18 protein-coding genes are annotated in these 25,317 nt (G+C 74.1%); 17 read left to right on the top strand and 1 reads right to left on the bottom strand.

The window, feature by feature from the left end; translation table 11 throughout:
* Positions 1-30: 30 nt before the first annotated feature.
* A complete protein-coding gene (locus C2142_RS18820; RefSeq protein WP_148643733.1) occupies positions 31-945 on the top strand; it encodes an LAETG motif-containing sortase-dependent surface protein in 915 nt (304 codons plus the stop codon).
* 108 nt (positions 946-1,053) lie between these two features.
* Here C2142_RS18820 and C2142_RS18815 read toward each other — a convergent pair whose 3' ends face one another.
* Positions 1,054-1,731, bottom strand: a complete 678-nt coding sequence (locus tag C2142_RS18815; RefSeq protein ID WP_148643732.1) for a LuxR family transcriptional regulator — start codon at positions 1,729-1,731, stop codon at positions 1,054-1,056.
* A gap of 57 nt (positions 1,732-1,788) precedes the next feature.
* On the opposite strand from C2142_RS18815, the gene C2142_RS18810 reads away from it, so the two are divergent.
* The 16 genes from C2142_RS18810 to C2142_RS18735 all read left to right on the top strand — a co-directional run bounded on the left by C2142_RS18810 (position 1,789) and on the right by C2142_RS18735 (position 25,279).
* The gene (locus tag C2142_RS18810; protein WP_148643731.1) at positions 1,789-2,688 is read left to right on the top strand and encodes an aldo/keto reductase; all 900 of its coding nucleotides are present in this window, start codon (positions 1,789-1,791) and stop codon (positions 2,686-2,688) included.
* Between the two features lie 95 nt (positions 2,689-2,783).
* A complete protein-coding gene (locus tag C2142_RS18805; protein ID WP_148643730.1) occupies positions 2,784-4,157 on the top strand; it encodes an EF-hand domain-containing protein in 1,374 nt (457 codons plus the stop codon).
* A gap of 822 nt (positions 4,158-4,979) precedes the next feature.
* Entirely contained in the window at positions 4,980-5,363 is a 384-nt protein-coding gene (locus tag C2142_RS18800) for a VOC family protein (RefSeq protein ID WP_148643729.1), read from the top strand.
* Positions 5,364-5,668: 305 nt separating this feature from the next.
* The gene (locus C2142_RS18795; RefSeq protein ID WP_148643728.1) at positions 5,669-7,213 is read left to right on the top strand and encodes a cytochrome ubiquinol oxidase subunit I; all 1,545 of its coding nucleotides are present in this window, start codon (positions 5,669-5,671) and stop codon (positions 7,211-7,213) included.
* Between the two features lie 52 nt (positions 7,214-7,265).
* Complete coding sequence (gene cydB / locus C2142_RS18790; RefSeq protein WP_148643727.1) at positions 7,266-8,291, top strand: cytochrome d ubiquinol oxidase subunit II; 1,026 nt, start codon at positions 7,266-7,268, stop codon at positions 8,289-8,291.
* A gap of 4 nt (positions 8,292-8,295) precedes the next feature.
* On the top strand, positions 8,296-11,829 hold the full coding sequence (gene cydD, locus C2142_RS18785; RefSeq protein WP_148643726.1) for a thiol reductant ABC exporter subunit CydD: 3,534 nt from the start codon (positions 8,296-8,298) through the stop codon (positions 11,827-11,829).
* A gap of 218 nt (positions 11,830-12,047) precedes the next feature.
* A complete protein-coding gene (locus C2142_RS18780) occupies positions 12,048-13,712 on the top strand; it encodes a GAF domain-containing protein (RefSeq protein WP_241003218.1) in 1,665 nt (554 codons plus the stop codon).
* A gap of 369 nt (positions 13,713-14,081) precedes the next feature.
* Positions 14,082-14,435 carry a hypothetical protein gene (locus C2142_RS18775; protein ID WP_148643724.1) on the top strand — a complete coding sequence of 118 codons (354 nt, stop codon included), beginning with the start codon at positions 14,082-14,084 and terminating at the stop codon, positions 14,433-14,435.
* On the top strand, positions 14,422-14,829 hold the full coding sequence (locus tag C2142_RS18770) for a hypothetical protein (protein ID WP_148643723.1): 408 nt from the start codon (positions 14,422-14,424) through the stop codon (positions 14,827-14,829). Before C2142_RS18775 ends, C2142_RS18770 begins: the two co-directional genes overlap by 14 nt.
* A gap of 321 nt (positions 14,830-15,150) precedes the next feature.
* A complete protein-coding gene (locus tag C2142_RS18765; RefSeq protein WP_148643722.1) occupies positions 15,151-16,206 on the top strand; it encodes a substrate-binding domain-containing protein in 1,056 nt (351 codons plus the stop codon).
* Positions 16,207-16,322: 116 nt separating this feature from the next.
* Positions 16,323-16,916, top strand: a complete 594-nt coding sequence (locus C2142_RS18760) for a hypothetical protein (RefSeq protein WP_148643721.1) — start codon at positions 16,323-16,325, stop codon at positions 16,914-16,916.
* Between the two features lie 240 nt (positions 16,917-17,156).
* Positions 17,157-19,865: a hypothetical protein gene (locus tag C2142_RS18755; RefSeq protein WP_153882795.1), complete on the top strand. Its 2,709-nt coding sequence runs from the start codon at positions 17,157-17,159 to the stop codon at positions 19,863-19,865.
* Positions 19,866-20,060: 195 nt separating this feature from the next.
* Positions 20,061-21,077 carry a phosphate ABC transporter permease subunit PstC gene (pstC, locus tag C2142_RS18750; RefSeq protein WP_148643719.1) on the top strand — a complete coding sequence of 339 codons (1,017 nt, stop codon included), beginning with the start codon at positions 20,061-20,063 and terminating at the stop codon, positions 21,075-21,077.
* 121 nt (positions 21,078-21,198) lie between these two features.
* Positions 21,199-22,437 carry a phosphate ABC transporter permease PstA gene (gene pstA / locus C2142_RS18745; RefSeq protein WP_148643718.1) on the top strand — a complete coding sequence of 413 codons (1,239 nt, stop codon included), beginning with the start codon at positions 21,199-21,201 and terminating at the stop codon, positions 22,435-22,437.
* A gap of 38 nt (positions 22,438-22,475) precedes the next feature.
* Complete coding sequence (locus C2142_RS41610; RefSeq protein ID WP_148643717.1) at positions 22,476-24,350, top strand: substrate-binding domain-containing protein; 1,875 nt, start codon at positions 22,476-22,478, stop codon at positions 24,348-24,350.
* On the top strand, positions 24,347-25,279 hold the full coding sequence (locus tag C2142_RS18735; protein ID WP_148643716.1) for a class E sortase: 933 nt from the start codon (positions 24,347-24,349) through the stop codon (positions 25,277-25,279). Before C2142_RS41610 ends, C2142_RS18735 begins: the two co-directional genes overlap by 4 nt.
* Positions 25,280-25,317: the final 38 nt, after the last annotated feature.

The raw sequence follows: 25,317 nt of genomic DNA, 5'->3' as shown, positions 1-25,317 counted from the left end.
AACCTCCGCCGTACTCTGGTTTCGGCTGCCATGATCGCCGCCGTGGTCTCGCCCGCCGCCGTGTTCTCCGGGGCACCCGCCTTCGCGGCACCGGCTTCGACGGCCCAGACCCAGAACGACACGGCTTCGATCGCCGCACTGGAGAAGGCCGCCGCCGACGCCGCCAAGGCGTACGACGCGGCCGTCGCCGCCGAGGCCGCGCAGCAGGCCAAGGTCGAGGCCTTCATGAACGACTCGCAGCCCTACCTGGGCAAGCTCGAAGCGGCCCGGGCCGCCGCCAAGGAGACCGCCGCCGCCAAGGCCACCGCCGACAAGGAGCTGGCCGCAGCCACGGCCGCCACCGCGAAGCTCGACGACCCGGCGACCACGGAGGACGAGCGGGTCGCCATCCTGACCCGCCTGCACAAGGCCACCGACGCGGCCAAGGCCGCCGACGCCGCCAACGCCACCGCGGAGAAGGCCAGGACCGCCGCCGGCAACGCCCTCGACGACGCCAGGGTCGCCGAACTCCGGAAGCTGTACACGCTGGGCGAGGCCAAGAAGGCCGCCGCAGCCGCCAAGGCCACCGCTGACAAGGCCCTCGCCGACGCCAAGGCCGCCGACGCCCAGCAGCCTGCCAAGGAGAACACCCCGCCGGCCCCCGCCGACTCCACCGGCACCCAGCAGCCGGGCGCCGTCACCCCGGTCGCGGACACCGCCGTCACGACGGCCGGCGACACGAGCACCACCAAGAGCAGCACCAAGAGCACGACCGCCACCTCGGCGAAGACGACCACCTCGACCACGTCCACCACCTCGACCACGTCGACCACCTCGGCCGCCGAGCTGGCCGAGACGGGTTCGAACCCGGCCACCCCGTACCTCGCGCTGGGCGCGGGCCTCGCCATCAGCCTGGGCGCCGCGGCCGTCCACGTCTCCCGCCGCAAGGCCGGCCAGACCGCCTGACCGCCCGTTCGCGCCCGTTCGGGAGGCGGCCGCGAACTCGATGCCGTGGGGGAGGCCGGTGCACCGGCCTCCCCCACGGCATTCCGCGCAGAGCTGTTCCACCGGGGGTCACCGGCGGTCGTCGGGGCTGACCCCCTCCCCTGTCAGGCCCTGGGCCAGCAGCCCCGCCTGGAAGCGGGAGGTGGCGCCGAGGGCGGTCATGACCTCGGCGACGCGGCGGCGGTAGGTGCGCAGCGAGAGGCCGAGCAGGCGGGCCCCGGTCTCGTCGGTGTGGCCGGCGGCGAGGGTGCGGAGGATGTGCCGGGCCTGCTCGGTGAGGTCCGGCGGGGCGGCGCAGTCGGCGAGGTCGGTGGCGGTCTCCCAGGTGGCGCGGAACAGCGAGCGGACGCCGTCGACGACCTCCGGCGAGTGCACCACGGTGTACGTCCGGACGCCGCGCACCGGTGCGCCGGCCAGGATCGCGGTGCGCCGGTCGATGATGATCGCCTCGCGGGCCAGCGGTCCGTCGCAGATCCGGACCTCGATGCCGGAGGCGGCGATCCGCAGCAGCCGCCGCACCGACTCCGGGTCGGCCATCGCCCGCCGGGTGTACAGCTTGCGCATGGTGAGGCCGGGGACGACGTGCGGCCGCTTGCCCTCGCGGAAGGCGGCGTTGACGCCGGTGGACCAGGTCACCAGGTCGGCGGCCGCGACCAGGAACTCCTCGCGGGAGCCGACGAAGAGGTGGCCGGCGAGCCGGACGAGCTCCTCCTCGCCGTGCAGGGTGATGATCCGATCGGTACTCATGGCAGCAAGCTGCCAGATCGGACGGCGGATTGGCGAGCGCGCCGGAGTCTTGATGCCATGACGACCTCACCTCATGTCACCGCGTCCGGCTCCCTGCTCCTCGGCGGCGACCTGCCGGTGTCCCGGATGGGCTTCGGCGCGATGAAGCTGCCCATGCGGGACTGGCAGGGCCCGGCCTGCGATCCCGAGCAGAGCCGTGCCGTGCTGCGCCGGGCGGTCGAGCTCGGCATCGACCACATCGACACCGCGTGGTTCTACTTCTTCCGGGACGTCTTCGCCAACACGCTGATCCGGGAGGCCCTGTACCCCTACCCGGAGAACCTGGTGATCGCCACCAAGGTCGGCCCGGGCCGCGAGCCCGACGGCACCTGGATGAACCCGGCCGGCCCGGCGGAGCTGCGCGAGGCCGTCCACCGCAACCTGCGGGAGCTGGGTGTGGACCGGCTCGACCTGGTGTACCTGCGGCGGATGCCCAGCCAGTCGTCGATCTCCGCGCCCTTCGAGGCCCTGGCCGCGATGCGCGAGGAGGGGCTGATCCGGCACCTCGGCGTCAGCAACGTCAGCGCGGCGCAGCTCGCCGAGGCGGAGGCGATCGCGCCGGTGGTCGCGGTGCAGAACAAGTTCAGCGTCCTGGACACCGAGCACGGCGACGGGATGCTGGCGGACTGCGAGGCCCGGGGCATCGGCTTCGTCCCGTTCTTCCCGCTCGGCGGCACCGGCGTGCCCGACCACCCGGCGCTCCGGCGGGTCGCCGAGCGGCACGGTGCCACCCGGGCCCAGGTGATGCTGGCCTGGCTGCTCGCCGTCTCGCCGGCGGTCCTGGCCATCCCGGGCACCTCCTCGCCGGCCCACCTGGACGAGAACGTGGCCGCGGCCTCGCTGCGGCTGGGGCCGGAGGACCTCGCGGAGTTGGCGGCACTGGCCCAGGAGTCCGCTGCCATTTCCCAGGGGCGGTAGGTAAATCCGTCTAATTCTGGGGGAGTTTTGCCGTCGGTCCAGCGGGAAGGCCGCCGCCGACGGGGAATCCGCAGAACGACGAAGGGCCGTTTCCGATGCCGCTGCCGCCGCCCGGGCCGGGCGTTTCCTTCCGGCGCGATCTCAGTGAGTGGCGGATCGCGCTCGTGGCCTGGCGGCTGCTGGTCCTCCAGGCCTCCCACCCGGTGGTCTCGGCCGGGATGACCGAGCACTCCACCTATCGCGGCCACCCCTGGCGGCGGGTCGAACACACCATGGGCAGCGGCCAACGGCTGTTCCAGGCCGACGAGGAGGCGCTGCACCGCGAGGTCGGGCGACTCGACCGCGCCCACCGGCGGATCCGCGGCACCACCCCGGACGGCCGGCCGTACGACTCCCACGACCCGGCCACCCGGGCCTGGGTGCTCCTCACCCTCTTCGAATCCGTCGTCACCATGCGGGAGTTGAGCGGGGACCGGTACACCGCGACCGAACTGGAAGCGGTGTACGGGGAGTTCACCGCGGTCGTCGCCGCGTTCCGGTTGCCCGAGGGCTCCCTGCCGCGCACGGCGGCCGAACTCCCCGGCTACTTCCGCACGATGGCGCGCGAGCAGCTGGAGTTCACCGACCAGGCGCGCCACCTGCTGTACGAGATGCTGCACGAGGCGCCCTGCCCGCGGCGGCTGCACTGGCTCGGGCCGGCCGGCTGGCGGCTGCTGCGGGCGGTCGCCGCCCGGGTCGCCACCGCCCTCACCGTCGCCGACCTCCCGGCCGTCTACCGCGAGCGCTTCGGCCTGGTCCGCACCCGCCGCGCGGCCCTGCTCTCCCGGGTGCTGCACCACGGCGGCCGGGCACTGATGACCAGGCTGCCCGAGCGGCGCCGCTACCGCTTCCGGCGGCCGGCCGTGCCGCCCCGGCGCCGCCCGCCCCGGCAGGACACCCGGCCGCCCCGGCTGGACCGGTTCTTCGACCAGGTCCTCGACCAGACGGGCGACGGCTACGTCACCGCACACGACCTCCAGGCCATGGCGCACAACGTCTGCTGGCAGCTGGAGCTCACCGAGGAGGCCGAGGACCGCGTCCGCGCCGCCTTCGAGGACTGGTGGGGGCAGCTGCGCGCGACCATGGACACCGACGGCGACGGGCGGATCGGCCGGGCCGAGTTCGTCGCCGCGACCCTGGCCGGCTGCGACCGCGACCCCGACTACCTCGAACGCGGCCTGCTGCCCGCCCTGCGCGCCGTCTTCGCCGCCGCCGACACCGACGGCAACGGCACCCTCGACGCCGACGAGTACCGCGCGGTGTTCGGCGGACGCCGCGTACACCCCGCCGAACTCTCCCACGGGTTCCGGCAGTTGGACGTGGACGGGGACGGCGTCATCACCGAGGTGGAGTTCCTCCGCGGGTTCACCGAGTACTTCACCGCCCGCGGCCCCTCGACCGCCGGAACCCATCTGCTGGGGCGGCCCTGACCGCGGCCGCCCGCCGCCCGCCGCCCGCCGCCCGCCGCCCGCCGCCCGCCGCCCGCCGCCCGCCGCCCGCCGCCCGCCGCCCGCCGCCCGCCGCCCGCCGCCCGCCGCCCGCCGCCCGCCGCCCGCCGCCCGCCGCCCGCCGCCCGCCGCCCGCCGCCCGCCGCCCGCCGCCCGCCGCCCGCCGCCCGCCGCCCGCCGCCCGCCGCCCGCCGCCCGCCGCCCGCCGCCCGCCGCCCGCCGCCCGCCGCCCGCCGCCCGCCGCCCGCCGCCCGCCGCCCGCCGCCCGCCGCCCGCCGCCCGCCGCCCGCCGCCCGCCGCCCGCCGCCCGCCGCCCGCCGCCCGCCGCCCGCCGCCCGCCGCCCGCCGCCCGCCGCCCGCCGCCCGCCGCCCGCCGCCCGCCGCCCGCCGCCCGCCGCCCGCCGCCCGCCGCCCGCCGCCCGCCGCCCGCCGCCCGCCGCCCGCCGCCCGCCGCCCGCCGCCCGCCGCCCGCCGCCCGCCGCCCGCCGCCCGCCGCCCGCCGCCCGCCGCCCGCCGCCCGCCGCCCGCCGCCCGCCGCCCGCCGCCCGCCGCCCGCCGCCCGCGGGCCCGGCTGCCGCCCAGCGTCACCCCGACGACGCCCGGCACCCCGGCCGGCCGCCCGGCCATCGACTCGATGATCGTCCGCATCGTCCGCATGGAGAGGGAGTCTGGGACGGGCCGGAAAACACCCTTGCGGGGGAGCCGGGGGGCGGTCCTAGGATCGGGGTACGGCATCGCGTGTCGGTCACCGTCCGGGTGAGGCATGGAGGTAGCCCGTGAGTGCCTTACGGAGGCATTCGAAACATGGCAGTCCAGTTCAACCACACGATCGTCCACGCCCGGGACAACCGGGAGTCCGCCGAGTTCCTGGCGGGAGTCCTCGGCCTTGAGGTCGGGGCCCAGTGGGGGCCGTTCGTCCCCGTGGCCACGGACAACGGCGTCACCCTCGACTTCGCGACGGTCCCGGCGGAGTCGATCGTCCTGCAGCACTACGCGTTCCTCGTCTCGGACGAGGAGTTCGACGCGGCCTTCGCCCGGATCGAGGCGGACGGCATCGCCTACTACGCCGACCCGCACATGAAGCTGCCCGGCGAGATCAACCACCACCACGGCGGCCGGGGGCTGTACTTCCTCGACCCGGCCGGCCACGGGCTGGAGATCATCACCCGCCCGTACGGCAGCCACTAGGCCGAAGCGGACGGTCCGGCGCCTGTCAAGCGCCGGACCGTCCAAGAACATCACCGCACTCGCCCGGCCGCTCGTTGTGGCCGACCCGGGCGACTTCGCAGACTGTGCGCACGGCATCGCCGCCGGTCAAACCCACCCCGCCTGCAAATCACTCGTAAGCATGATGGATACTGGCCCTTGTGAACGTGTTCACGTTCACAAGCGGACAAGCTTGCGCCGTTGAGCAGTGGTCTACGGCTATAGATGACGTTTGTGAAGTTTGTCCGGAACGTGACCTGTGACAGGTCGGTTGGAGAGAGGGCGACGTGGAACTGGCAATCGCTCACGAGACCATCGCGCGATGGCAATTCGGCATCACCACCGTCTACCACTTCCTCTTCGTCCCGCTCACCATCAGCCTGGCCGCGATAGTCGCCGGGCTGGAGACGGCCTGGGTGCGGACGAACAAGGAGAAGTACTTCCACGCCACCAAGTTCTGGGGGAAGCTCTTCCTGATCAACATCGCGATGGGCGTGGTCACCGGCATCGTCCAGGAGTTCCAGTTCGGCATGAACTGGTCGGACTACTCCCGGTTCGTCGGTGACGTCTTCGGCGCCCCGCTCGCGATGGAGGCGCTGATCGCCTTCTTCTTCGAGTCGACCTTCATCGGGCTCTGGATCTTCGGCTGGGACAAGCTGCCGAAGAAGCTGCACTGCGCCTGCATGTGGATGGTCTCGCTCGGCACCGTGCTCTCCGCCTACTTCATCCTGGCCGCCAACTCCTGGATGCAGCACCCGACCGGCTACACGATCGACCCGGCCACCGGCAAGGCGCAGCTCACCGACATCACGCGGGTGCTGTTCCAGGACACCACCGTCACCGTCGTGCTGCACACCCTGACCGCGGCCTTCCTCACCGGCGCGGCCTTCATGGTCGGCATCGCCTCGTTCCACCTCTGGAAGGCCAAGCGCCGGCCGGAAACCGCCGACGCCAGGAAGACCGCCGTGATGCGGACCTCGCTGCGCCTCGGTCTCGTCCTCGCCGTCGTCTTCGGCCTCGGCACCGCGCTCAGCGGCGACTCGCTCGCCAAGGTGATGTTCCGCCAGCAGCCGATGAAGATGGCCGCCGCCGAGGCCCTCTGGGACACCCGGGCGCCGGCGCCCTTCTCGGTCTTCGCGGTCGGCGACGTCGGCAAGGGCCACAACTCGGTGGAGCTGGAGATCCCGGGGATACTCTCCTTCCTCGCCAACAGCGACTTCAGCTCGTCCGTCCCCGGCATCAACGACACGGCCAACGCCGAGGCCGCCAAGTACGGCGGCAACCCGAAGGACTACATCCCGAGCATCTTCGTCACCTACTGGGGCTTCCGCCTCATGATCGGCTTCGGGATGACCTCCTTCGTGGCCGGCCTGGTCGGGCTCTGGACCACCAGGAAGCGGTTCCTCCTGGCACCGGAGTTCCGCACCGGCGAGACCGAGGTGCCCAGGCTGATGCTCACCCCCAGGCGGGAGCTGGGCCCGTTCCTCACCAAGTGGAGCTGGCGGATCGGCATCCTCACCATGGGGTTCCCGCTGATCGCCAACAGCTTCGGCTGGATCTTCACCGAGATGGGCCGCCAGCCGTGGGCCGTCTTCGGACTGATGACGACCGCGAGCGCCGTCTCGCCGAACGTCGGCGTCGGCATGCAGATCGGCGCCCTGACCACCTTCACCGTGCTGTACGCGATCCTCGCCGTGATCGAGGTCCGGCTGCTGGTCAAGTACGCGAAGGCCGGCCCGGTCACCTCCGAGCAGCCGCCCGCCGAGGACCCGTCGCTGCGCGGCCCGTCCCGGGACGACGACGCCGACAAGCCGCTCGCCTTCGCCTACTGACGCCCGCTGAGGACCACTGAGGACTACTGAGGATCGATAGGACCGATTGACCATGGAACTCCACGACGTCTGGTTCGTCCTGATCGCCGTCCTCTGGACCGGCTACTTCTTCCTTGAGGGCTTCGACTTCGGCATCGGCATCCTGACCAAGCCGCTGGCCCGCAACACCGTCGAGCGGCGCGTCCTGATCAACACCATCGGCCCGGTCTGGGACGGCAACGAGGTCTGGCTGCTGACCGCCGGCGGCGCCACCTTCGCGGCCTTCCCGGACTGGTACGCGACGCTGTTCAGCGGCTTCTACATCCCGCTGCTGGTGATCCTGGTCTGCCTGATCGTCCGCGGTGTCGCCTTCGAGTACCGGGCCAAGCGGTCGGAGCCGCGCTGGCAGCGGAACTGGGAGGAGGCCATCTTCTGGACCTCGCTGCTCCCGGCCTTCCTCTGGGGCGTGGCCTTCGCCAACATCGTCCGCGGCGTCGACATCGACGCGCAGAAGAACTACGTCGGCACCCTCTGGGACCTCCTCAACCCGTACGCCCTCCTCGGCGGCCTGGTGACGCTCAGCCTCTTCACCTTCCACGGCGCGCTGTTCGCCGCGCTCAAGACGGTCGGCGAGATCCGGGACCGGGCACGGGCCATGGCCCTGCGGCTCGGCCTGGTGACGGCGGTGCTGGCGGCGGCCTTCCTGGTCTGGACCCAGGCCGACAGCGGCAACGGCTGGAGCCTGGCCGCGCTGGTGGCCGCGGTGCTGGCCCTGGCCGGCGCGCTGGCCGCGAACCAGCTGGCCCGCGAGGGCTGGGCGTTCGTCCTCTCCGGGGCGACCGTGGTGGCCGCGGTCGCGATGCTCTTCCTGTCGCTCTTCCCGGACGTGATGCCGTCCACCCTGAACGCCGGCTGGAGCCTGACCGTCACCAACGCGGCCTCCTCGCCGTACACGCTGAAGCTGATGACCGTCGTGGCCGCCGTCTTCACCCCGCTCGTGCTGCTCTACCAGGGCTGGACGTACTGGGTGTTCCGCCGGCGCATCGGCGTCCAGCACATCCCCGGGCACGACCCGGCCGCCGCCCTCGACCAGGCCTGACGCCATGAAGCCGGTCGATCCCCGCCTGCTCGCCCACGCCCGCACCACCCGTGCCTTCCTCGCCGGATCGGTGGTCCTCGGCGCGGCGGGCGCGGCCCTGGTGGTCGCCCAGGCCGGCCTGATCGCCGAGATCGTGGTCCGCGCCTTCCAGCAGCGCGCCACGCTCGGCGAACTGACCACCCCGCTGGTGCTGCTGGCGCTCACCGCGGTCGGCCGGGGGCTGGTCGGCTGGCTCACCGAACTCACCGCGCACCGGTCCGTCGCCCGGGTGAAGTCCACCCTGCGGCGCCGGCTGCTCGACCACGCCACCGCGCTCGGCCCGGCCTACCTGGCGGGCCGGCGCACCGGCGAGCTCACCACCCTCGCCACCCGCGGCATCGACGCGCTCGACGACTACTTCGCCCGCTACCTGCCGCAGCTCGCGCTCGCCGTGGTCGTCCCGGTGATCGTGCTGCTGCGGATCGCCGGGGTCGACCTCGCCTCGGCCGCGATCATCGCCGGGACGCTGCCGCTGATCCCGCTCTTCATGGTGCTGATCGGCATGGCGACCCAGTCCCGGATGGACCGCCAGTGGGCCACCCTGTCCCGGCTCTCGCACCACTTCCTGGACGTGGTCGCCGGGCTGCCCACCCTCAAGGTGTTCAACCGGGCCCGCGCCCAGGCCGCCGGCATCGCCCGGATCACCGCCGACTACCGCCGGGCCACCCTGCGCACCCTGCGGATCGCCTTCATCTCCTCCTTCGCCCTGGAGCTGCTCTCCACCCTCTCGGTGGCGCTGGTCGCGGTCTCCATCGGCTTCCGGCTGGTGGACGGCACGCTCGACCTGGAGACCGGGCTGCTGATCCTGATCCTGGCCCCCGAGGTGTACTTCCCGATCCGCCAGGTCGGCGCGCTCTACCACTCCAGCGTCGAGGGCCTCACCGCGGCCGACGAGCTCTTCCAGGTGCTGGAGACGCCGCTCCCGGCGGCGGGAACCGTCACCGCGCCCGCCCTCGGCGGCGCCGTGATCGCCTGCGAGGCCCTGACCGTGCGCCACCCCGGCCGGACGGCTCCCGCGCTGGACGGCGCCGCCCTGACGCTCCGGCCGGGGGAGACCACCGCGCTCACCGGACCGAGCGGGGCCGGGAAGTCCACCCTGCTCGCCGTCCTGCTCGGACTCACCGCACCCGCCGCCGGCACCGTCACGGTCACCGCCGCCGACGGACGGGCGTACGACCTGGCCGGGCTGGAGCCGGAGAGCTGGCGCCGCCAGATCGCCTGGGTGCCGCAGCACCCGCACCTGTTCGCCGGCACCGTCGCCGACAACCTGCGGCTCTACCGGCCGGACGCCGGCGAGGAGGAGCTGCGGACGGCGCTGCGGGCCGCGCACGCGCTCGACTTCGTGCAGCGGCTGCCGCAGGGGCTCGCCACCGGGCTGGGCGAGGACGGCGCCGGGCTGTCGGCCGGCCAGCGGCAGCGGCTGGCACTCGCCCGGGTGCTGCTCGCCGAGGACCGGCCGCTGGTGCTGCTGGACGAGCCGACCGCCCACCTCGACGGCGAGTCGGAGGCCGCCGTGGTGGACGCCGTCCGGGCCCTGGCCGCAGACCCGGCACGCACCGTGCTGCTGGTCGCCCACCGGCCGGCGCTGCTGGCGGCCGCCGACCGGCGGGTCCGGCTGGCCGGGCCGGCGGTGCCCGCCGGGCCCCGGCCGCCGGTGCCCGCGCACAGCGGCCGGCCGGTGCCGGTCGCGGACGACGCCGGGGCGGACGGCGCGGAGGGGACCGGGGCGGAGCCGGTGAAGCCCCGGCTGGCGCTCTCCGTGCTGCTCGGCGCACTCGCCCTCGGCTGCGCCGTCGCGCTGATGGCCACCTCCGGCTACCTCATCTCCCGCGCCTCCCAGATGCCGCCCGTCCTCTACCTGATGATGGCCGTCACCTCGGTGCGCGCCTTCGGCATCGGCCGGAGCGTCTTCCGCTACGCCGAGCGGCTGGTCTCGCACGACGCCGTGCTGCGCACCCTGGGCACGCTCCGGGCCGCCGTCCACCGCCGGCTGACCGTGCTCGCCCCGGCCGGGCTGCCCGCCTTCCGGCGCGGCGACCTGCTCTCCCGGCTGGTCGCCGACGTCGACGCGATCCAGGACCACTACCTGCGCTGGCGCCTGCCGGCCGCCGTCGCCGCCGTGGTGTCGCTGGCCGCCGCCGTCGCGATGGCCGCCTTCCTGCCGGCCGCCGGCCTGGTGCTCGGCCTCGGACTGCTGCTGGCCGGGGCCGTCGTCCCCGCGCTGGCCGCCCGCTGGTCGGCCGGCGCCGAGCAACGGCAGGCACCGGCCCGCGGGCGGCTGTCCACCGCCGTGGTCGACGCCCTCACCGGGACCGCCGAGCTGACCGTCGCCGGGGCGCTGCCCGGCAGGCTGGCCGCCGTCCGCTCCGCCGACGCCGCGCTGACCGGTCTCGCCGCCCGCTCGGCCGCCACCACGGCGCTCGGCACCGGGCTGATCGCGCTGCTCACCGGGCTGACCGTGGCCGGCGCCGCCGCCGTCGGTATCCAGGGCGTGCAGGGCGGCGCGCTGGCGCCGGTCTGCCTGGCGGTGGTGGTGCTGACCCCGCTGGCCGCCTTCGAGGCCGTCACCGGGATGCCGCTCGCCGTGCAGGCCAGGCGGCGCAGCCGGGCCGCCGCGGCCCGGCTGGCCGAGGTGCTGGACGCGCCCGCCGTGGTCGCCGAGCCGGAGCACCCCGCCGCCCTGCCCGACCGGCCGCTGCCGGTCGCGGTGCGCGGGCTGACCGTCCGGCACCCCGGGCAGACGGTGGACGCGCTGGCCGGCGTCGACCTCGACCTCGCGCCCGGCCGCCGGATCGCCGTGGTCGGCCCGTCCGGCTCCGGCAAGACCACGCTGGCCCACGCGCTGCTGCGGTTCCTGGACCAGACGGCGGGCAGTGTCACGCTCGCCGCCGGTCGCCCCCAGGCGGTGGACAGCCGGGAGCTGGCCGGGGACGACGTCCGCCGGGTGATCGGGCTCTGCGCCCAGGACGCCCACGTCTTCGACAGCTCGCTCCGGGAGAACCTGCGCCTGGCCCGGCCCGCCGCCACCGGGGAGGAACTGCGCGCGGCGCTGGCCGCCGCCCGGCTGCTCGACTGGACCGACACCCTCCCGGCCGGACTCGACACCATGGTCGGCGAGCACGGCGCGCGGCTCTCCGGCGGCCAGCGCCAGCGGCTCGCGCTCGCCCGCGCGCTGCTGGCCGACTTCCCGGTGCTGGTCCTGGACGAGCCCGCCGAGCACCTCGACCTGCCCACCGCCGACGCGCTCACCGCCGACCTGCTGGCCGCCACGGCCGGCCGGACCACCGTGCTGATCACCCACCGGCTGGCCGGTCTGGACGACACCACCGTCGACGAGGTGCTGGTGCTGGACGGGGGCCGGGTGGCCGAGCGCGGCACCTGGTCGGAGCTGGTGGCCCTGCCCGGCGGCCGGCTGCGGGCGATGCGCGAGCGCGAGCTGGAGGCGGACGGGCTGCTGGAGGCCGGCGGGCAGCTGGAGGAGAGCCTGGCCGGGCGCTGACGGGTCGCGCCACCCTTCGGCAGAAAACCGTACAAACTACGCTCGTCAGCATGGACCCCACGCCAGAGCTGCCCAACGCCGCCGCACCCCGCCCGGCACCGGCCCCGGGACCGGACCCGACACCCCACCGGGTGCCCGAGATCTCCTCGCTCGGGCTGGACACCCTGGTCACCGAGGTGGCGGAGCGTCTCCAGTCGGCCGCCGCCGTCACCGACCGGATGCAGCGGCTGCTGGAGGCCGTGGTCTCGGTCGGCTCCGGCCTCGACCTGCACGCCACGTTGCACCGGATCGCCACCGGCGCCGCCGAACTGGTCGACGCCCGGTACGCGGCGCTCGGGGTGATCGCGCCCGGCGGCCACGGCCTGGCGGACTTCATCCACGTCGGGATCGACGACGCGACCGCCGCCGCGATCGGCGAACTGCCGGCCGGCCGCGGCATCCTCGGCGCGCTGATCGACCGGCCCGAGCCGCTGCGCCTCACCGACCTCGGAGCCGACCCGCGCTCCTCCGGGTTCCCGCCGCACCACCCGAGGATGCGGACCTTCCTCGGCGAGCCGATCCGGATCCGGGACGAGGTGTTCGGCAACCTCTACCTCACCGAGAAGAAGGGCGGCGGCGCGTTCACCCCCGAGGACGAGCAGGTCGTGCACGCGCTCGCCGCGGCGGCGGGCGTCGCGATCGAGAACTCCCGGCTCTACGAGGAGGGCCGGCGCCGTGAGCGGTGGATCGCGGGCGCCGCCGCCGTCACCACCGCCCTGCTCTCCACCGACGAGGCGCAGGTCGCGCTGACCGTCGCGGCCGAGCAGGTCCGGGAGCTGGCGGACGCCGCACTCGGCATGATCCTGCTGCCGACCGAGGACGGCGACGACGACGGGCAGATGCGGGTGGCCCACGCCTCCGGCGAGGCCGCCGAGTTCGTCCGCGGCGAGCTGCTGCCGAAGGACAGCTTCGCCTCCCGGCTCCTCCAGGGCGAGAGCGTCTACCTGGACGACATGTCCAGCGACCCGACCGTGGTGATGCGGCTGGCGCGCAACTTCGGCCCGTCGATGGCGGTGCCGATGGTCGCGGCCGGCCGGGTGCTGGGCGGGCTCTGCGTCTGGCGCCCGCGCGGCGCGCTGCCGTTCACCGAGACGGAGAAGCAGCTCGCCGAGACCTTCGCCTCGCAGGCCGCGCTCGCCCTGCGGCTCGCCGAGGGTCAGCGGGACCAGCAGCGGCTCGCCGTCTTCCAGGACCGCGACCGGATCGCCCGCGACCTCCACGACCTGGTGATCCAGCGGCTGTTCGCCACCGGGATGATGCTGGAGAGCGCCGCCCGGCGGGCCGTCGTCCCCGAGGTCAGGACCGGCATCGGCAAAGCGGTGGACGAACTGGACGCCACCATCCAGGAGGTCCGCACCACCATCTACGCGCTCCAGCACGACAACCACGGCGACGCGCCGGACACCCTGCGGACCAGGGTGCTGCGCGAGGGCAGCCAGGCCGCGGCGGCGCTCGGGTTCAAGCCGTCGGTGACCTTCACCGGCCCGGTGGAGAGCCTGGTCGGCGAGAAGACCGGCCGTCAACTGCTGGCCGCCCTGCGGGAGATGCTCTCCAACACGGCCCGGCACGCCCGCGCCTCGCGGGTCGGCGTGGAGGTCGACGCGACCGTGCACCTGGACGACGAGGGGCACCCGGTGAGCGGCGATCCGGAGTCGCTGGACCGCGGCGGGCGGCCCGGGGTGCTGCTCACCGTCACCGACGACGGCGTCGGCATCCCGGCCGGGGGCCGGCGCAGCGGCCTGCGCAACCTCACCCGGCGGGCCGAGGTGCTCGGCGGGGACGCCTGGCACGAGCCCGGACCGTACGGGAGGGGGACGATGGTCCGCTGGACGGCCCGGCTCTAGGGACCGTCGCCCGCGGGCCGTGGGGCGGGCCGTGGGGGCCTGCCGTGGGGGCGTCCCGGGGGTGGCTCGCCTTCGAACGGGCTGTGCGCGAGAGGGAGGCGAGACGGGCGGTTGGTGTGCAGTCGGTGAAAGTTTAACGAGGGAGAACTTCCCGGCCAACGGAGCAAGTTGTGCATTTCCTGCCCTTCCGGCCCGCTCGTGTGCACACATAGCTTTACTCCCGTCTCGGAGGGGTACCGGACTGGGGGAACAGTGGACGCGTCAGGCCGCGGTCACACCGCAGCAGGGGCAAGTCGAGGGGGCTTCCGGGCCGAACGGGCGCCGGACGGCCGGTACCGCTGGCAACTCAAGGCGCCCAACGGCCGGGTCGTGGCGATCACACCGGCCGCGTACCGGACGGCCGGCGAGGCCGAGCGCGGCTTCGACGGCTTACGCGCCGGCGCCGACGGCCTGGTCGCCCGGATCACCCACGTCCGGGACGGCATCGGCTGGATCTGGGTCGTGCCCGGTTCGCGCGGCCTCCCCGAGGTGCGCTCCAGCCGCGCGTACGAGCGGTACGCGACCTGCCAGAACGCCTTCCGGAGGTTCGTGGTGCTGCTGGCCAAGCATCCCGCACTCGAACTCCCCGATCCCGCAGTCCCGTTGCGAGTATCTGAGATCTCCAGGGCCTCCGGTGCGTCCAGAGCCCCCGGGCCGTCGAGAGCGCCCGATGCCGCCCGCTGAGCGCCGCGGCCCGCGCCTGCTGATCGTCCCCGCCCCCGACCGACGCGTCGGCTGGGCCCTGCGCGCGGCCAACGGCCGCCGGCTCGGCGTCGGCGTCCGGACCTACCGCGACGAGGACGAACTCGTCGACGCCGTCCGCGAACTGATCATCGAGCGGGCCGCCCTGCGGTGCACCGTCGGCCAGTCCGAGGCCCGGCTCTGGGTCTGGACCGCGCACCTGCCGCTGCTCAGCACCCGGCCGGGCGCCGGCGAGGACGGCCCGGTCGCCCGCAGCGCCCGCGGCTACCTCCGGCGCGACCAGTGCCAGGCCGGCGTGGAGGGCTTCCTCGCCGGGCTGCAGTGGATCGGCCGGGAGCTGCGCCGCGGCGGCCAGGGCGACCGCCGGCCCTGGTGACCCGCGCACCCCGAAACCCCCCTCCCCGGTGAAGCGCAGGTTTCCGGCAACCCCCCGGGCCGCCACCTGGAGAAGAACGTCACCGGCCTCCGACCTGCGGCTTTCCAGCCCGCCACGGCCGTGCTGACCAGTTGCTAAACCTGTCCGAACCGATGAGTCGACAATCGCCGGCCGCCACCGACGGCCCTTCCGGCACAGCCGCCGCGCCCGACAGGATCAGCTCTGCCGGAGCGGCCGCCGCGGACGCGGTCACCGGCCCCGGAGCCCCGACCAGGGCCCGGGTACAGCGATGTACGTCTCTCCCACCGGAGGAACAGGAACATGCGCAAGACCGCTGCCAAGCTGCTCGCCGTTGCCGCCATCGCCACCTCGGTCGCGACCGTCGCGAGCGGTACCGCGCTCGCCGACCCGACCGTCACCCCGGCCGCCCAGGACATCGTGAGCGTCGGCTCCGACACGACCCAGGCCGTGTCGAACCAGTTCTCGACCGACTACAACGCGTACCTGACCAGCATCGGCGACACCACCTCGCCGCGCTACTACAGCTGGGACGCGACCGGCTCCGCCACCATCACCCCGAAGTCCGGCGCCACCTCCATCCCCCGTCCGAACGGCTCCGGCGCCGGCATCAGCACGCTGAACGCGATCGGCAGCCAGGTCGACGTGGCCCGCTCCTCGCGCGGCCCGAAGCCGAACCCGGGCGGCGACCCGACCACCGACGTCTTCGTGGCCTTCGCCAAGGACGCCGTCTCCTGGTCCGCCCCGTCCGGCGGCTACGCCCCGGCGAACCTCACCACCGCGCAGCTCAAGGCCATCTACGAGTGCACCACCACCGACTGGCACACGCTGGTCCCGGCCGTCCCGGCCGGCACCACCATCAAGCCGTACCTGCCGCAGGCCAACTCCGGCACCCGGTCCTTCTTCCTGTCCGCGATCGGCAACCCGGCCCTCGGCGGCTGCGTCGTGACTGGCCCGCAGGAGAACGAGGGCACCGACCCGGTGTTCACCAACGCGGCCTCCGTCTTCCCGTACTCGGTCGCGCACTACATCGGCCAGGTCTTCAACGGCCACAGCAGCGGCAGTGACGCGGCCGGCACCCTGACCATCCGCAGCGTGGACGGCGTCTCGCCGCTCACCGCCACCAACACCCTCTCGCCGGCCTTCGCGGCCACCGCGTACGGCCGCGTGGTCTACAACGTGGTCCGCCAGGCCGAGTGGACCGCGACCGACGCCCACGGCGCCGCGCTCCGCAACATCTTCGGCCCGGCCAGCACCAACGGCTGGATCTGCAAGAACGGCACCAACGACATCAAGAGCTACGGCTTCCTGCCCCTCCCGGGTGCCGCCTGCGGCAGCACCATCCAGAACAACAGCTGACCTCCCGTCGGCGACCGGCGGCCGGGGGCGCCGAACCCCCGGCCGCCGGGCCCGGTCCGGCCCGCAGGCCGGTGTTCCACCACGCACAACCCCTCACCTCTCCCAAGGAGTTCAGCATGTCCCGTAACCGCGCCCGCCTCGCCGCCGCAGGTGCCGCCGTGGCCCTCGCCGTGACCGGTGCGAGCGGTGTCGCCGTCGCCGACACCGCTCCGGCGGCCCCGACCGGCAGCGCGGTGGTGCACGAGAACACCACCTTCCTGAAGGACTCCGCCGTGAACGGCCTGGTGGTCATCCCGCTCCCGTCGGCGACCCCGTCCTACGACGGAACCGCCGGCTTCTCGGCGACCTTCCCGGTGGCCGGCGGCTCGGTCAACCTCCCGGCGTACTACGGGAACGTGCAGCTCGGCGGCGGCCTGCTCTTCATCAACGTCTTCACCGGCAAGAGCGCCGTCTTCAAGCAGCTCGCCTTCAGTGCCGACACCTGGCAGCTCACCGGCGTGCCGGTGGACGGCACCGCCCCGGTGGCGCTGCTGGACCCGGCCGGCGCCACCACGGTGAACAGGGCGGGGACCACCCAGACCCTGTCCGCCGCCGACCTCCAGGTGGACGCCGAGGGCGCGCAGTACGTGGACGCCAAGCTGAACACCTCCTTCTTCAAGGCCGGCCAGTCGGTCGGCTCGTTCTCGCTGACCTTCACCGCCGGTAGCTGACCTCCTGACGGTTCCGGGGTGTTTCCGTGGGCCCGCGCCACAGCGCGGGCCCACGTCGTTCGTTTCGGAGTTCCCAACTCCGGTACAGAGTTGTCGCGTTGGGCCCTCGTACATCAGGCCGACCGGATCCGGCCACCTCCGGCTGGCCGAATGGATGCGCACCGGAATCGCCGGCCGCTCGCAGCCTGATCCATCCTCCGCGCCGCGCAGTGCCCGGCGCGGGACGTACGGAGGTGCCCGATGAGAATCCGCCCGCCCGAACCCCGAACACCGGGGTGGTGGCGCCGTCGACTACCGGCGCTGGCCATCGTCTGGGCCGTGGTGACGGCAGTCGGCACCGTTCCGGTCGCGATCGGCGCGCTGCCCGAGGCGAAGGCGGCGGCCCCCACGACGGTCCCGGGCCCCAAGGTCTGGCAGCCCGGCACGGGGACGTACGGCCCCGAGGGCAGCGTCACGGTCTCCCAGACGGCCGACCTCGTCAACCAGGTGCTCCAGGTCTCGTGGAGCGGCTTCACCCCGACGGTCAACTTCGTCACCGGCACCCCCGCCACTGTGGTCCCGAAGGGGAGCGCGTCCATCGCCTACGCGGTGCGGGTCTACCAGTGCCGGGGCACCCAGCCGAAGATCACCGACTGCTACGGCACCACGCTCTACAACGCCGATCCGGCCGCCGGCTTCGAGCAGACGGCCCCGCCGGCCGGAACCACCCAGCCGGACTTCCAGTCGAACATGGCCCTCGCGCCGACCGGCCCGGACGGCTCCGGCGTCGCCAACATCGAGGTCTGGACGGCCCAGCAGAGCCCGTCGCTCGGCTGCGACGCGACCCACGCCTGCTCGCTGGTCATCGAGCCGAACTACGGCGGCGACCCGGCGGACGTGTACAGCATCCGCAACGGCGCGGCCGACTGCAGCGACCACACCACCGACGTCGACTACTTCACCAACACGGCGACGGACTACACCGTCACCTTCCAGACCAACGACAACCCGGGCCCCTCCTTCAAGCACCTCGTGGGCGAGCAGTGCGCCTGGGGCAACCACGTCGTCGTCCCGCTCTCCTTCGCGCCCACCCCGGGCGACTGCAAGGCCCAGGCCGCGGCGTTCAAGCTGGCCGGCCTGGAGATGGCCAACCGGGCCATGCAGCAGTGGCGTTCGGGCCTCTGCCTGGGCGAGGACCCGATGACCGTGCAGTACACCCTGGGCGGCGGCGAGCCGCAGGCCCGGGCCTCCTTCCTCTCCGGCAGCGGGCCCGACGTCGCACTCACGGCGAGGCCGGACCGGTCGCCCCCGGCCCGGCGGTACGTCTACTCCCCGCTGGCCACCTCGGGCATCTCCGTCGTCTACGTCGTAGACGACCAGAAGACCGGCCGGCAGATCCGGGACCTCAGGCTCAACGCCCGGCTGGTCGCCAAACTGCTGACCCAGTCCTACGCGTCCCCCGGTCTGGCGATCCCCACGGTGGAGGGCAACCCGACCTGCTTCCTCCGGGACCCGGAGTTCCTGAAGCTGAACCCGGAGACGCCGGAGAACGGCATCCACTGGCCGGAGACCTGCTCCCGGTTCCTGCCGGTCGTCGTCGGCAGCACCACCGACCTCACCTACCAGCTGACCTCCTGGATCGCCGCCGACCCGGACGCCGCACGGTTCCTGGACGGCGAGGCGGACCCGTGGGGCATGCACGTCAACACCGTCTACCAGCGGCCGAAGTTCGGCGGCTACCCGGTCGACTCGCTCCAGCGCCAGGACGACTCCGGGGTGACCGACCCGAAGGCCGGCGAGGTGCTCCAGCACTGGAAGCAGTTCGAGTGGAACCCGATCGGCGCCGACGGCCTGGTCGGGGTCTCCCGCAAGACCCTCCAGAACCAGCCGACCTGCGTCAACACCGACATCAACGGGGTCGGCGGCCACGACGCCTGCCCGCCGATGGAGCGCGGCGTCCGCACGCTGTTCGCGATCATGGACTCCGGCCAGGCCAAGGCGTACTCGCTGCCCGAGGCGGCACTGCTGAACCCGGCCGGCGAGTACGTGCCGCCGACCGCCGCCGGCTTCCAGTCGGCGCTGGCCGACATGCCGGTCGACGCCGTCACCGGGACCCAGGAGCTCCCGTACGGCGCCTCCGGCACCGAGTTCTCCCGCGACCGGCAGGCCTACCCCCTCACCACCGTCCAGTACGCGATGGTGCCCACCTCGGGCGTCGCCACCGGGAAGGCCGCCGCGATCGCGCGCTTCCTGCGGACGGTCACCGACGGCGGCCAGGTCTACGGCACCTCCCCCGGCAGGCTCGCACCGGGCTTCCTCAGCCTGACCAGCGCCCAGCGCCAGCAGGCCCAGGACGCCGCGACGCACGCCGAGGCCCAGGACGGCAGGCTGCCCGGGAACCAGGTGCCGCCGCCCGCACCCCCGGCCGGCGGTGAGGGCGGGACCACCGGCGGCGGCACCTCGGGGGGCGCGGCCACGCCCGTCGACTCCGGCGGCGCGGCCGGCGGGACGACTCCCGTCGACGGCGGCGGTACGTCCGGAGCCGCCACCGGCGGATCGGGCTCCGGTTCCGGCTCCGGCTCCGGCTCCGGCTCCGGCTCCGGCTTCGGTTCCGGCACGGGCTCCGGTTCCGGGACCGGCGGGTCCGGTACCTCCGGCGACCTCGGTGCCGCGGCCGGAACCTCCGGTGCGGCCGGCGGCGCCGCCCCCGCGGCGGGCGGCCCGGCGGCCGGTGCCAAGCCCAGTGCCGGCCCGTCCGGCGGTCCGCTCGCCGCCGCCCCCGTGGCGGCCGGCACCCCGGCCCCCGACCGGGCCGGCGGCGCGCGCCTGCTGCTGCCCATCGCCCTGGTCACCGGCCTCGTCCTGCTGATCGGCGGCCCGGCGGCCCTCCTCCTCGGCGGCACGCCCGCCGGGGCGAGGGCGACGGCCGCGCTGCGCGGAGGCTGGACGCGGCTGCGCCGCAGGCCCTGACCGGCCGGCAGCAGCCGGCCGCACCGGCTCGGCGGGGCCGCCGTCCCGGCCCCGCCGAGCCCGCCCCGGACTCCGGCCCCCGTCCGGAGTCCGGGCCCCGTCCGGAGTCCGGGCCCTGTCCGGAGTCCGGGCCCCGTACCGACCGAGCACTCCCGTACCGAGCACGTCCGCATCGAGCGTCCCGGAGAGCAGACCATGACAGCCGCCGCCGAGCCCGCGGCACCCCATGCCGGGGCTCCACAGCCTGATCCCGACGTACCCCGCACCATCACCGCCCCCGCGCCGCCGGGCGACCGGGTGTTCCGTGGTCTGCTCCGGGCCGCGGGCCTCTCGGTCTTCGCCGTCATGGGGCTGATCGCGTTCTTCCTGCTGCTGCGCGGCGCGGCCGCGCTGCGCGAGGTGGGCAGGTCCTTCCTCACCGAGCAGAAGTGGCAGACCCAGGCACACAACTTCGGCATCGCCGCGGTGCTCCCGAACGGCCTGCTGATCGCCGTGATCGCCCTGGTCATCGCGGTGCCGGTGGCGCTCGGCACCGCCGTCTTCATCTCCGAGTACGCACCGCAGCGGCTCCGGGCGACGCTGGTCTCGCTGGTCGACCTGATGGCGGCGATCCCGAGCATCGTCTACGGGCTGTGGGGGCTCTTCTTCCTCCAGCCACGGATCATCGGATTCGTCCGCTGGCTGGCCAACCACCTCGGCGATGCGATCCCGTTCCTCAAGGTGCGCACCGGTGACATCGGCACCTCGTACACCTCCTCCACCTTCATCGCCGGGGTGGTCGTCTCGCTGATGATCATCCCGATCGTCACCTCGCTCAGCCGGGAGGTGTTCTCGCAGGCGCCCCAGGGCGAGCGGGAGGGCGCCTTCGCGCTCGGCTCCACGCGCTGGGGGATGATCCGCACGGTGGTGCTGCCGTTCGGCCGCGGCGGCGTGATCGGCGCGGTGATGCTCGGCTTCGGGCGGGCGATGGGCGAGACCATCGCCGTCGCGCTGATCATCTCGCCGAACTTCGAGGCCATCACGCACATCCTGGAGAACGGCGCCAACTCGATCTCGGCGCTGATCGCGCTGCGCTTCGGCGAGTCCGACGACCTCTCGCTCTCCGCGCTGATGGCGGCCGGCCTGGTGCTCTTCTCGCTGACGCTGCTGGTCAACCTGGCGGCCGGCTTCGTCATCAACCGGTCCCGCTCCGGGGCCTCGACGGCCGACTGATGGCCGCGCACTGCCCGGGGCCGCACCGTCCGGCCCCGCACCGTCCGGCCCCGCACCGTCCGGCCCCGCACCGCCCGGACCCGTACCAACCGCCGGCGATCGGCCGTGAAGGGACCACCCGATGACCACCCTCGATCTTCCGCCCGTCGCGCCACCCGCCCCGGGCGCGCCGCCGGAGGCGCCCGCGCCCGACCGCCCCGAGAAGAAGGTGCGGCTCGGCGGCTTCACCCGGGAGGACGTGCTGACCCCGGTCGGCGCGCTGGCCGGCTCGCTCGCCCTGGACTGGATGCTGTACGAGCGCATCCTGCCGTTCAGCGGCGTGCTCGGCTTCCTGGTCTGCTGGTACCTGCTCTTCCTGGCCGGCTACTTCGCGCTCGGCAGGCTCCAGTGGGGGCCGTTGCTGGTCCGCGAGCGGCTGGTCGCGGCGGTCGCCTGGAGTTCGGGGCTGCTGGTGGTGGCCCTGATCGTCGACCAGATCGGCTACGTCCTGTCGCGCGGCCTGGAGGCCGCCAGGCACCTGAACTTCTTCACCGAGTCGATGGACCACACCGCCGCGCTCTCCCCGATCACCTCGGGCGGGGCGCTCAACGCCGTGGTCGGCTCGCTCGAACAACTGGGCCTGGCCACGCTGTTCGCCGTGCCGCTGGGCATCGCGGCGGCCGTCTTCATGTCCGAGGTCGGCGGCCGGATGGCCCGGCCGGTGCGCACGCTGGTGGAGGCGATGACGGCGCTGCCGTCGATCGTCGCCGGGCTCTTCATCCTCGGCATCGTGATCATCACCTTCGGCTTCGAGAAGAGCGGGTTCGCGGCCTCGCTGGCGCTCACCGTGATGATGATGCCGATCGTCACCCGGGCCGCCGAGGTGGTGATCCGGCTGGTGCCGGGCACGCTGCGGGAGGCCTCCTACGCGCTCGGCGGCAGCCAGTGGCGCACGGTGTGGAACGTGGTGCTGCCCACGGCCCGTCCGGGCCTGGTCACCGCGGTGGTGCTCGGCATGGCGCGCGGGGTCGGCGAGACCTCGCCGGTGCTGCTGACCTCCGGCTTCACCTCGCAGTTCAACGGCGACCCGTTCAGCGAGCACCAGGTGTCGCTGCCGCTCTACATCTGGAACTACGTCAAGCAGCCCTACCCCGAGATGGTGGCCCGGGCGTTCGCCGCCGCGCTCACCCTGATGGCCGTGGTGCTGATCCTCTTCGTCACCGCGCGGGTGCTCGGCGGCCGCCGGCCCGGGCAGTTGTCGCGGCGTCAGAAGCGGCGCATCGACCGCGACGCCCGCCGTGCCGAGGCCGCCGCCCGGGCCGGGGCCCCCGCGCCCGCCCCGGGCCGCACCGTCGCCGCCCGACCCGTCGGGGAGTACTGATGTCACGCCCAACCACCCTCCGTACCAGAGGAGTTCCCATGTCGTGGGAGGCCGCAAGCCGCCCCGTGGCCCGCACCCTCGCGGTGCTGCTGTCCCTGCTGCTCGCCGCGGCCTCCCTGCTGCTGGGGCAGAGCACCCCCGCGTACGCGGCGGTCGCCCTCAACGCGGACGGCTCCAGCTGGGCCGGACCGGCCATCGACCAGTGGCGCCAGGACGTCGCGCCGCAGGGCATCCAGATCAACTTCAACCCGGTCGGGTCGGCCGCCGGCCGGACCCAGTGGAGCATCGGCCAGGACGACTTCACCGCCTCGGACGTGCCGTTCCGCACCAAGCCGGACGACGGGCTGGGGTCCGGCGGTCACAGCAGCGGCTCCGGCAACCCGGAGAACCCGGTCTACGGCTACTCCTACGTGCCGGTCACGGCGGGCGGCACCACCTTCATGTACAACCTGGTCGTGGGCGGCAAGCAGGTCCGGGACCTGCGCCTCTCGCCGCAGACCGTCGTGGACATCTTCACCAACAAGATCACCAACTGGAGCGACCCGAAGATCACCGCGGACTACGGGAAGGCGCTGCCCAGCACGCCGATCACCCCCGTCGTCCGCTCCGACGGCTCGGGTGCGACCGCCCAGTTCACCCGGTGGATGGAGCACACCCACCAGGGTCAGTGGGACGACTACTGCAAGAGCGTCAACGGCGTCGCGTGCGGCGACTACACCGAGTTCTTCCCGAAGTCCGGCCGGATGGTCGCCCAGAACGGCTCCGACGTCGTCGCCGGCTACATCAAGGCCCCGGCCGGCGTCGGCACCATCGGCTACGACGAGTACGCCTTCGCCAAGCGCAGCAACTGGCCGGTCGTGAAGGTGCTCAACCCGGCGGGCTACTACTCCCTGCCGACCGCGTCGAACGTCGCCGTGGCGCTCACCGCCGCCAGGATCCGCGGGGTCGACGACTCCACCTCGCCGGACGACCCGAACTACCTCCAGCAGAACCTCGACGGCGTCTACTCGATGAACGACCCGCGGTCGTACCCGATCTCCAGCTACAGCTACCTGATCGTGCCGCGGGCCAACAGCCTCAAGCCGCTGCCGAAGTTCACCAACGAGAAGGGCTCCGCGCTCAGCCGCTTCCTGGCCTACGTGCTCTGCGAGGGCCAGGGCGAGGCGGACGGCCTCGGCTACTCGCCGATCCCGCGCAACCTGGTGCGCGGCGGTCTGCTGCAGACCCAGCACATCCCCGGCAACGCCAGCCCGGTCGACCCCAACTCCCTCTCCAACTGCGCCAACCCGACCTTCAACGGGGCCGGCGAGCTGACCGTCCTCAAGGACGCCCCGCAGCCCAGCCCGTGCGATGCCAAGGGCGCGCCGCTGGACTGCACGGTGCAGGAGGGCAAGGCGGTGAAGAGCGGTTCGGGCTCCGGGACCTCCGGGACCTCCGGGGGCTCCGCCGCGGGCGGCGCCGCGGGTTCGGGCGGCACCGGCGGCAAGGCGGGCACCGGGAAGACGCCCGGCGCGGCCGGCACGGCCGGCGGCGCGGGCGGCACCGGCGGGTCCGGGGGCGCGGGCGGCTCGGGCGGTGGCTCGGGCGGCGCGGGCGGCACCGGTGGTGCCGGTGGTGCCGGTGGGGATGCCGGCGCCGGCGGCGCCGCGGGTGACCCGGCCGCCGGGACGGCCGGCGGGGGCGAGGCCGCGGCCGGGGACGACGTCATCGACCCGCAGACCGGCCAGGTCGTCGCGCGCGGCCGGGGCGGCGGCGGGGAGGTCGCGGCCAACGTGGTCGCCGTCGACGGGCGGCCCGAGGACTGGATGCTCTCCTCCCTCACCGCGCTGGAACTGCTGGCGGTCGTGCTCGTCCCGCCGCTGCTCGGCCGACGGCTGCTGCGGCGCCGCAACTCCGTCCGGGGCCGGTCGTGACGGCCCCGGCGCTGGAGAAGCCGCCCCTTCCCGCGCAGCCGTCGGCGGACCCCGCCCCCGCCCGGACCACCGCCCCGGCGTCGCCGGAGCCGGCCGGCAGGGCGTCCTCGGCCTCGCCCGCGCGGCGGCGCTTCCTCCAGGGGGCGTGGGCGGTGAGCCTGCTGGCGGTGCTGATCACGGGCTTCGTCGGCTACCTCTTCACGCTCTCGCACGTCCAGGAGCGGCACTACCAGTCCACCGCCCACAAGACCTTCCGGGACCAGCTGGCCCGGGCGGTCGCCCCGACCGGGGCCGCGGCCGACGGCGACCCGGTCGCGCTGCTCGACATCCCGGCGATCGGCCTGCACCAGGCCGTCGTGGTGGAGGGCACCACCGGCCGGGACCTCATGCGCGGGCCCGGCCACCGCCGGGACACCGCGCTGCCCGGGCAGGCCGGCGTGGCGGTGGTGTTCGGCCGCGGGGCGAGCTTCGGGGCGCCGTTCGCCGAGCTGTCCAGGCTCCGGGTCGGCGACAAGATCGAGGCGACCACCGGCCAGGGGAGGTTCACCTACACCGTCAACGTGTACGGGGACGGAGACCACCCGATCAGTGACCCGGTCCGCAACCGGCTGGTGCTGGTCACCGGGGACTCCGACTGGATCCCCGGCTCCACGGTGCTGGTCGGCGCCCGGCTGGACGGGGACCCGGAGACCAACCCGGGCGGGCGGCCCGCGACCGTCCCGTACGACAAGGCGCTGGCCGCCGACAAGGGCGCGCTGGCCACGCTGCAGCTGTGGATGCTCGGGCTGCTGGCCGCGGTGGTGTCCGCCACCGTGCTGGCCCGGGTCTGGCACCGCTCGGCCGCCTACCTGAGCCTCGCGCCGGTGGTCGGCGCGCTGCTCTGGGCGGTGTACGAGAACGCCGCCGCCCTGCTGCCCAACCTCTACTGAAGCGCGCCCGGAGGACCGTACCGATGACGGATGCACCG

The organism is Streptomyces sp. CB01881, from assembly GCF_002953255.1.
In the GTDB taxonomy this organism is placed as follows: Bacteria; Actinomycetota; Actinomycetes; order Streptomycetales; family Streptomycetaceae; genus Kitasatospora.
Note: the sequence above shows the minus strand (reverse complement) of the source record. Positions and strands in the feature narration are given on the sequence as shown.

Excerpts from the sequence above, each read along its gene's own strand:
- C2142_RS18820 (WP_148643733.1), top strand. The coding sequence starts at position 31 with ATGATCGCCGCCGTGGTCTCGCCCGCCGCCGTGTTCTCCGGGGCACCC.
- C2142_RS18815 (WP_148643732.1), bottom strand. The coding sequence starts at position 1,731 with ATGAGTACCGATCGGATCATCACCCTGCACGGCGAGGAGGAGCTCGTC.
- C2142_RS18810 (WP_148643731.1), top strand. The coding sequence starts at position 1,789 with ATGACGACCTCACCTCATGTCACCGCGTCCGGCTCCCTGCTCCTCGGC.
- C2142_RS18805 (WP_148643730.1), top strand. The coding sequence starts at position 2,784 with ATGCCGCTGCCGCCGCCCGGGCCGGGCGTTTCCTTCCGGCGCGATCTC.
- C2142_RS18800 (WP_148643729.1), top strand. The coding sequence starts at position 4,980 with ATGGCAGTCCAGTTCAACCACACGATCGTCCACGCCCGGGACAACCGG.
- cydB (WP_148643727.1), top strand. The coding sequence starts at position 7,266 with ATGGAACTCCACGACGTCTGGTTCGTCCTGATCGCCGTCCTCTGGACC.
- cydD (WP_148643726.1), top strand. The coding sequence starts at position 8,296 with ATGAAGCCGGTCGATCCCCGCCTGCTCGCCCACGCCCGCACCACCCGT.
- C2142_RS18780 (WP_241003218.1), top strand. The coding sequence starts at position 12,048 with ATGCAGCGGCTGCTGGAGGCCGTGGTCTCGGTCGGCTCCGGCCTCGAC.
- C2142_RS18770 (WP_148643723.1), top strand. The coding sequence starts at position 14,422 with ATGCCGCCCGCTGAGCGCCGCGGCCCGCGCCTGCTGATCGTCCCCGCC.
- C2142_RS18765 (WP_148643722.1), top strand. The coding sequence starts at position 15,151 with ATGCGCAAGACCGCTGCCAAGCTGCTCGCCGTTGCCGCCATCGCCACC.
- C2142_RS18760 (WP_148643721.1), top strand. The coding sequence starts at position 16,323 with ATGTCCCGTAACCGCGCCCGCCTCGCCGCCGCAGGTGCCGCCGTGGCC.
- C2142_RS18755 (WP_153882795.1), top strand. The coding sequence starts at position 17,157 with ATGAGAATCCGCCCGCCCGAACCCCGAACACCGGGGTGGTGGCGCCGT.
- pstC (WP_148643719.1), top strand. The coding sequence starts at position 20,061 with ATGACAGCCGCCGCCGAGCCCGCGGCACCCCATGCCGGGGCTCCACAG.
- pstA (WP_148643718.1), top strand. The coding sequence starts at position 21,199 with ATGACCACCCTCGATCTTCCGCCCGTCGCGCCACCCGCCCCGGGCGCG.
- C2142_RS41610 (WP_148643717.1), top strand. The coding sequence starts at position 22,476 with ATGTCGTGGGAGGCCGCAAGCCGCCCCGTGGCCCGCACCCTCGCGGTG.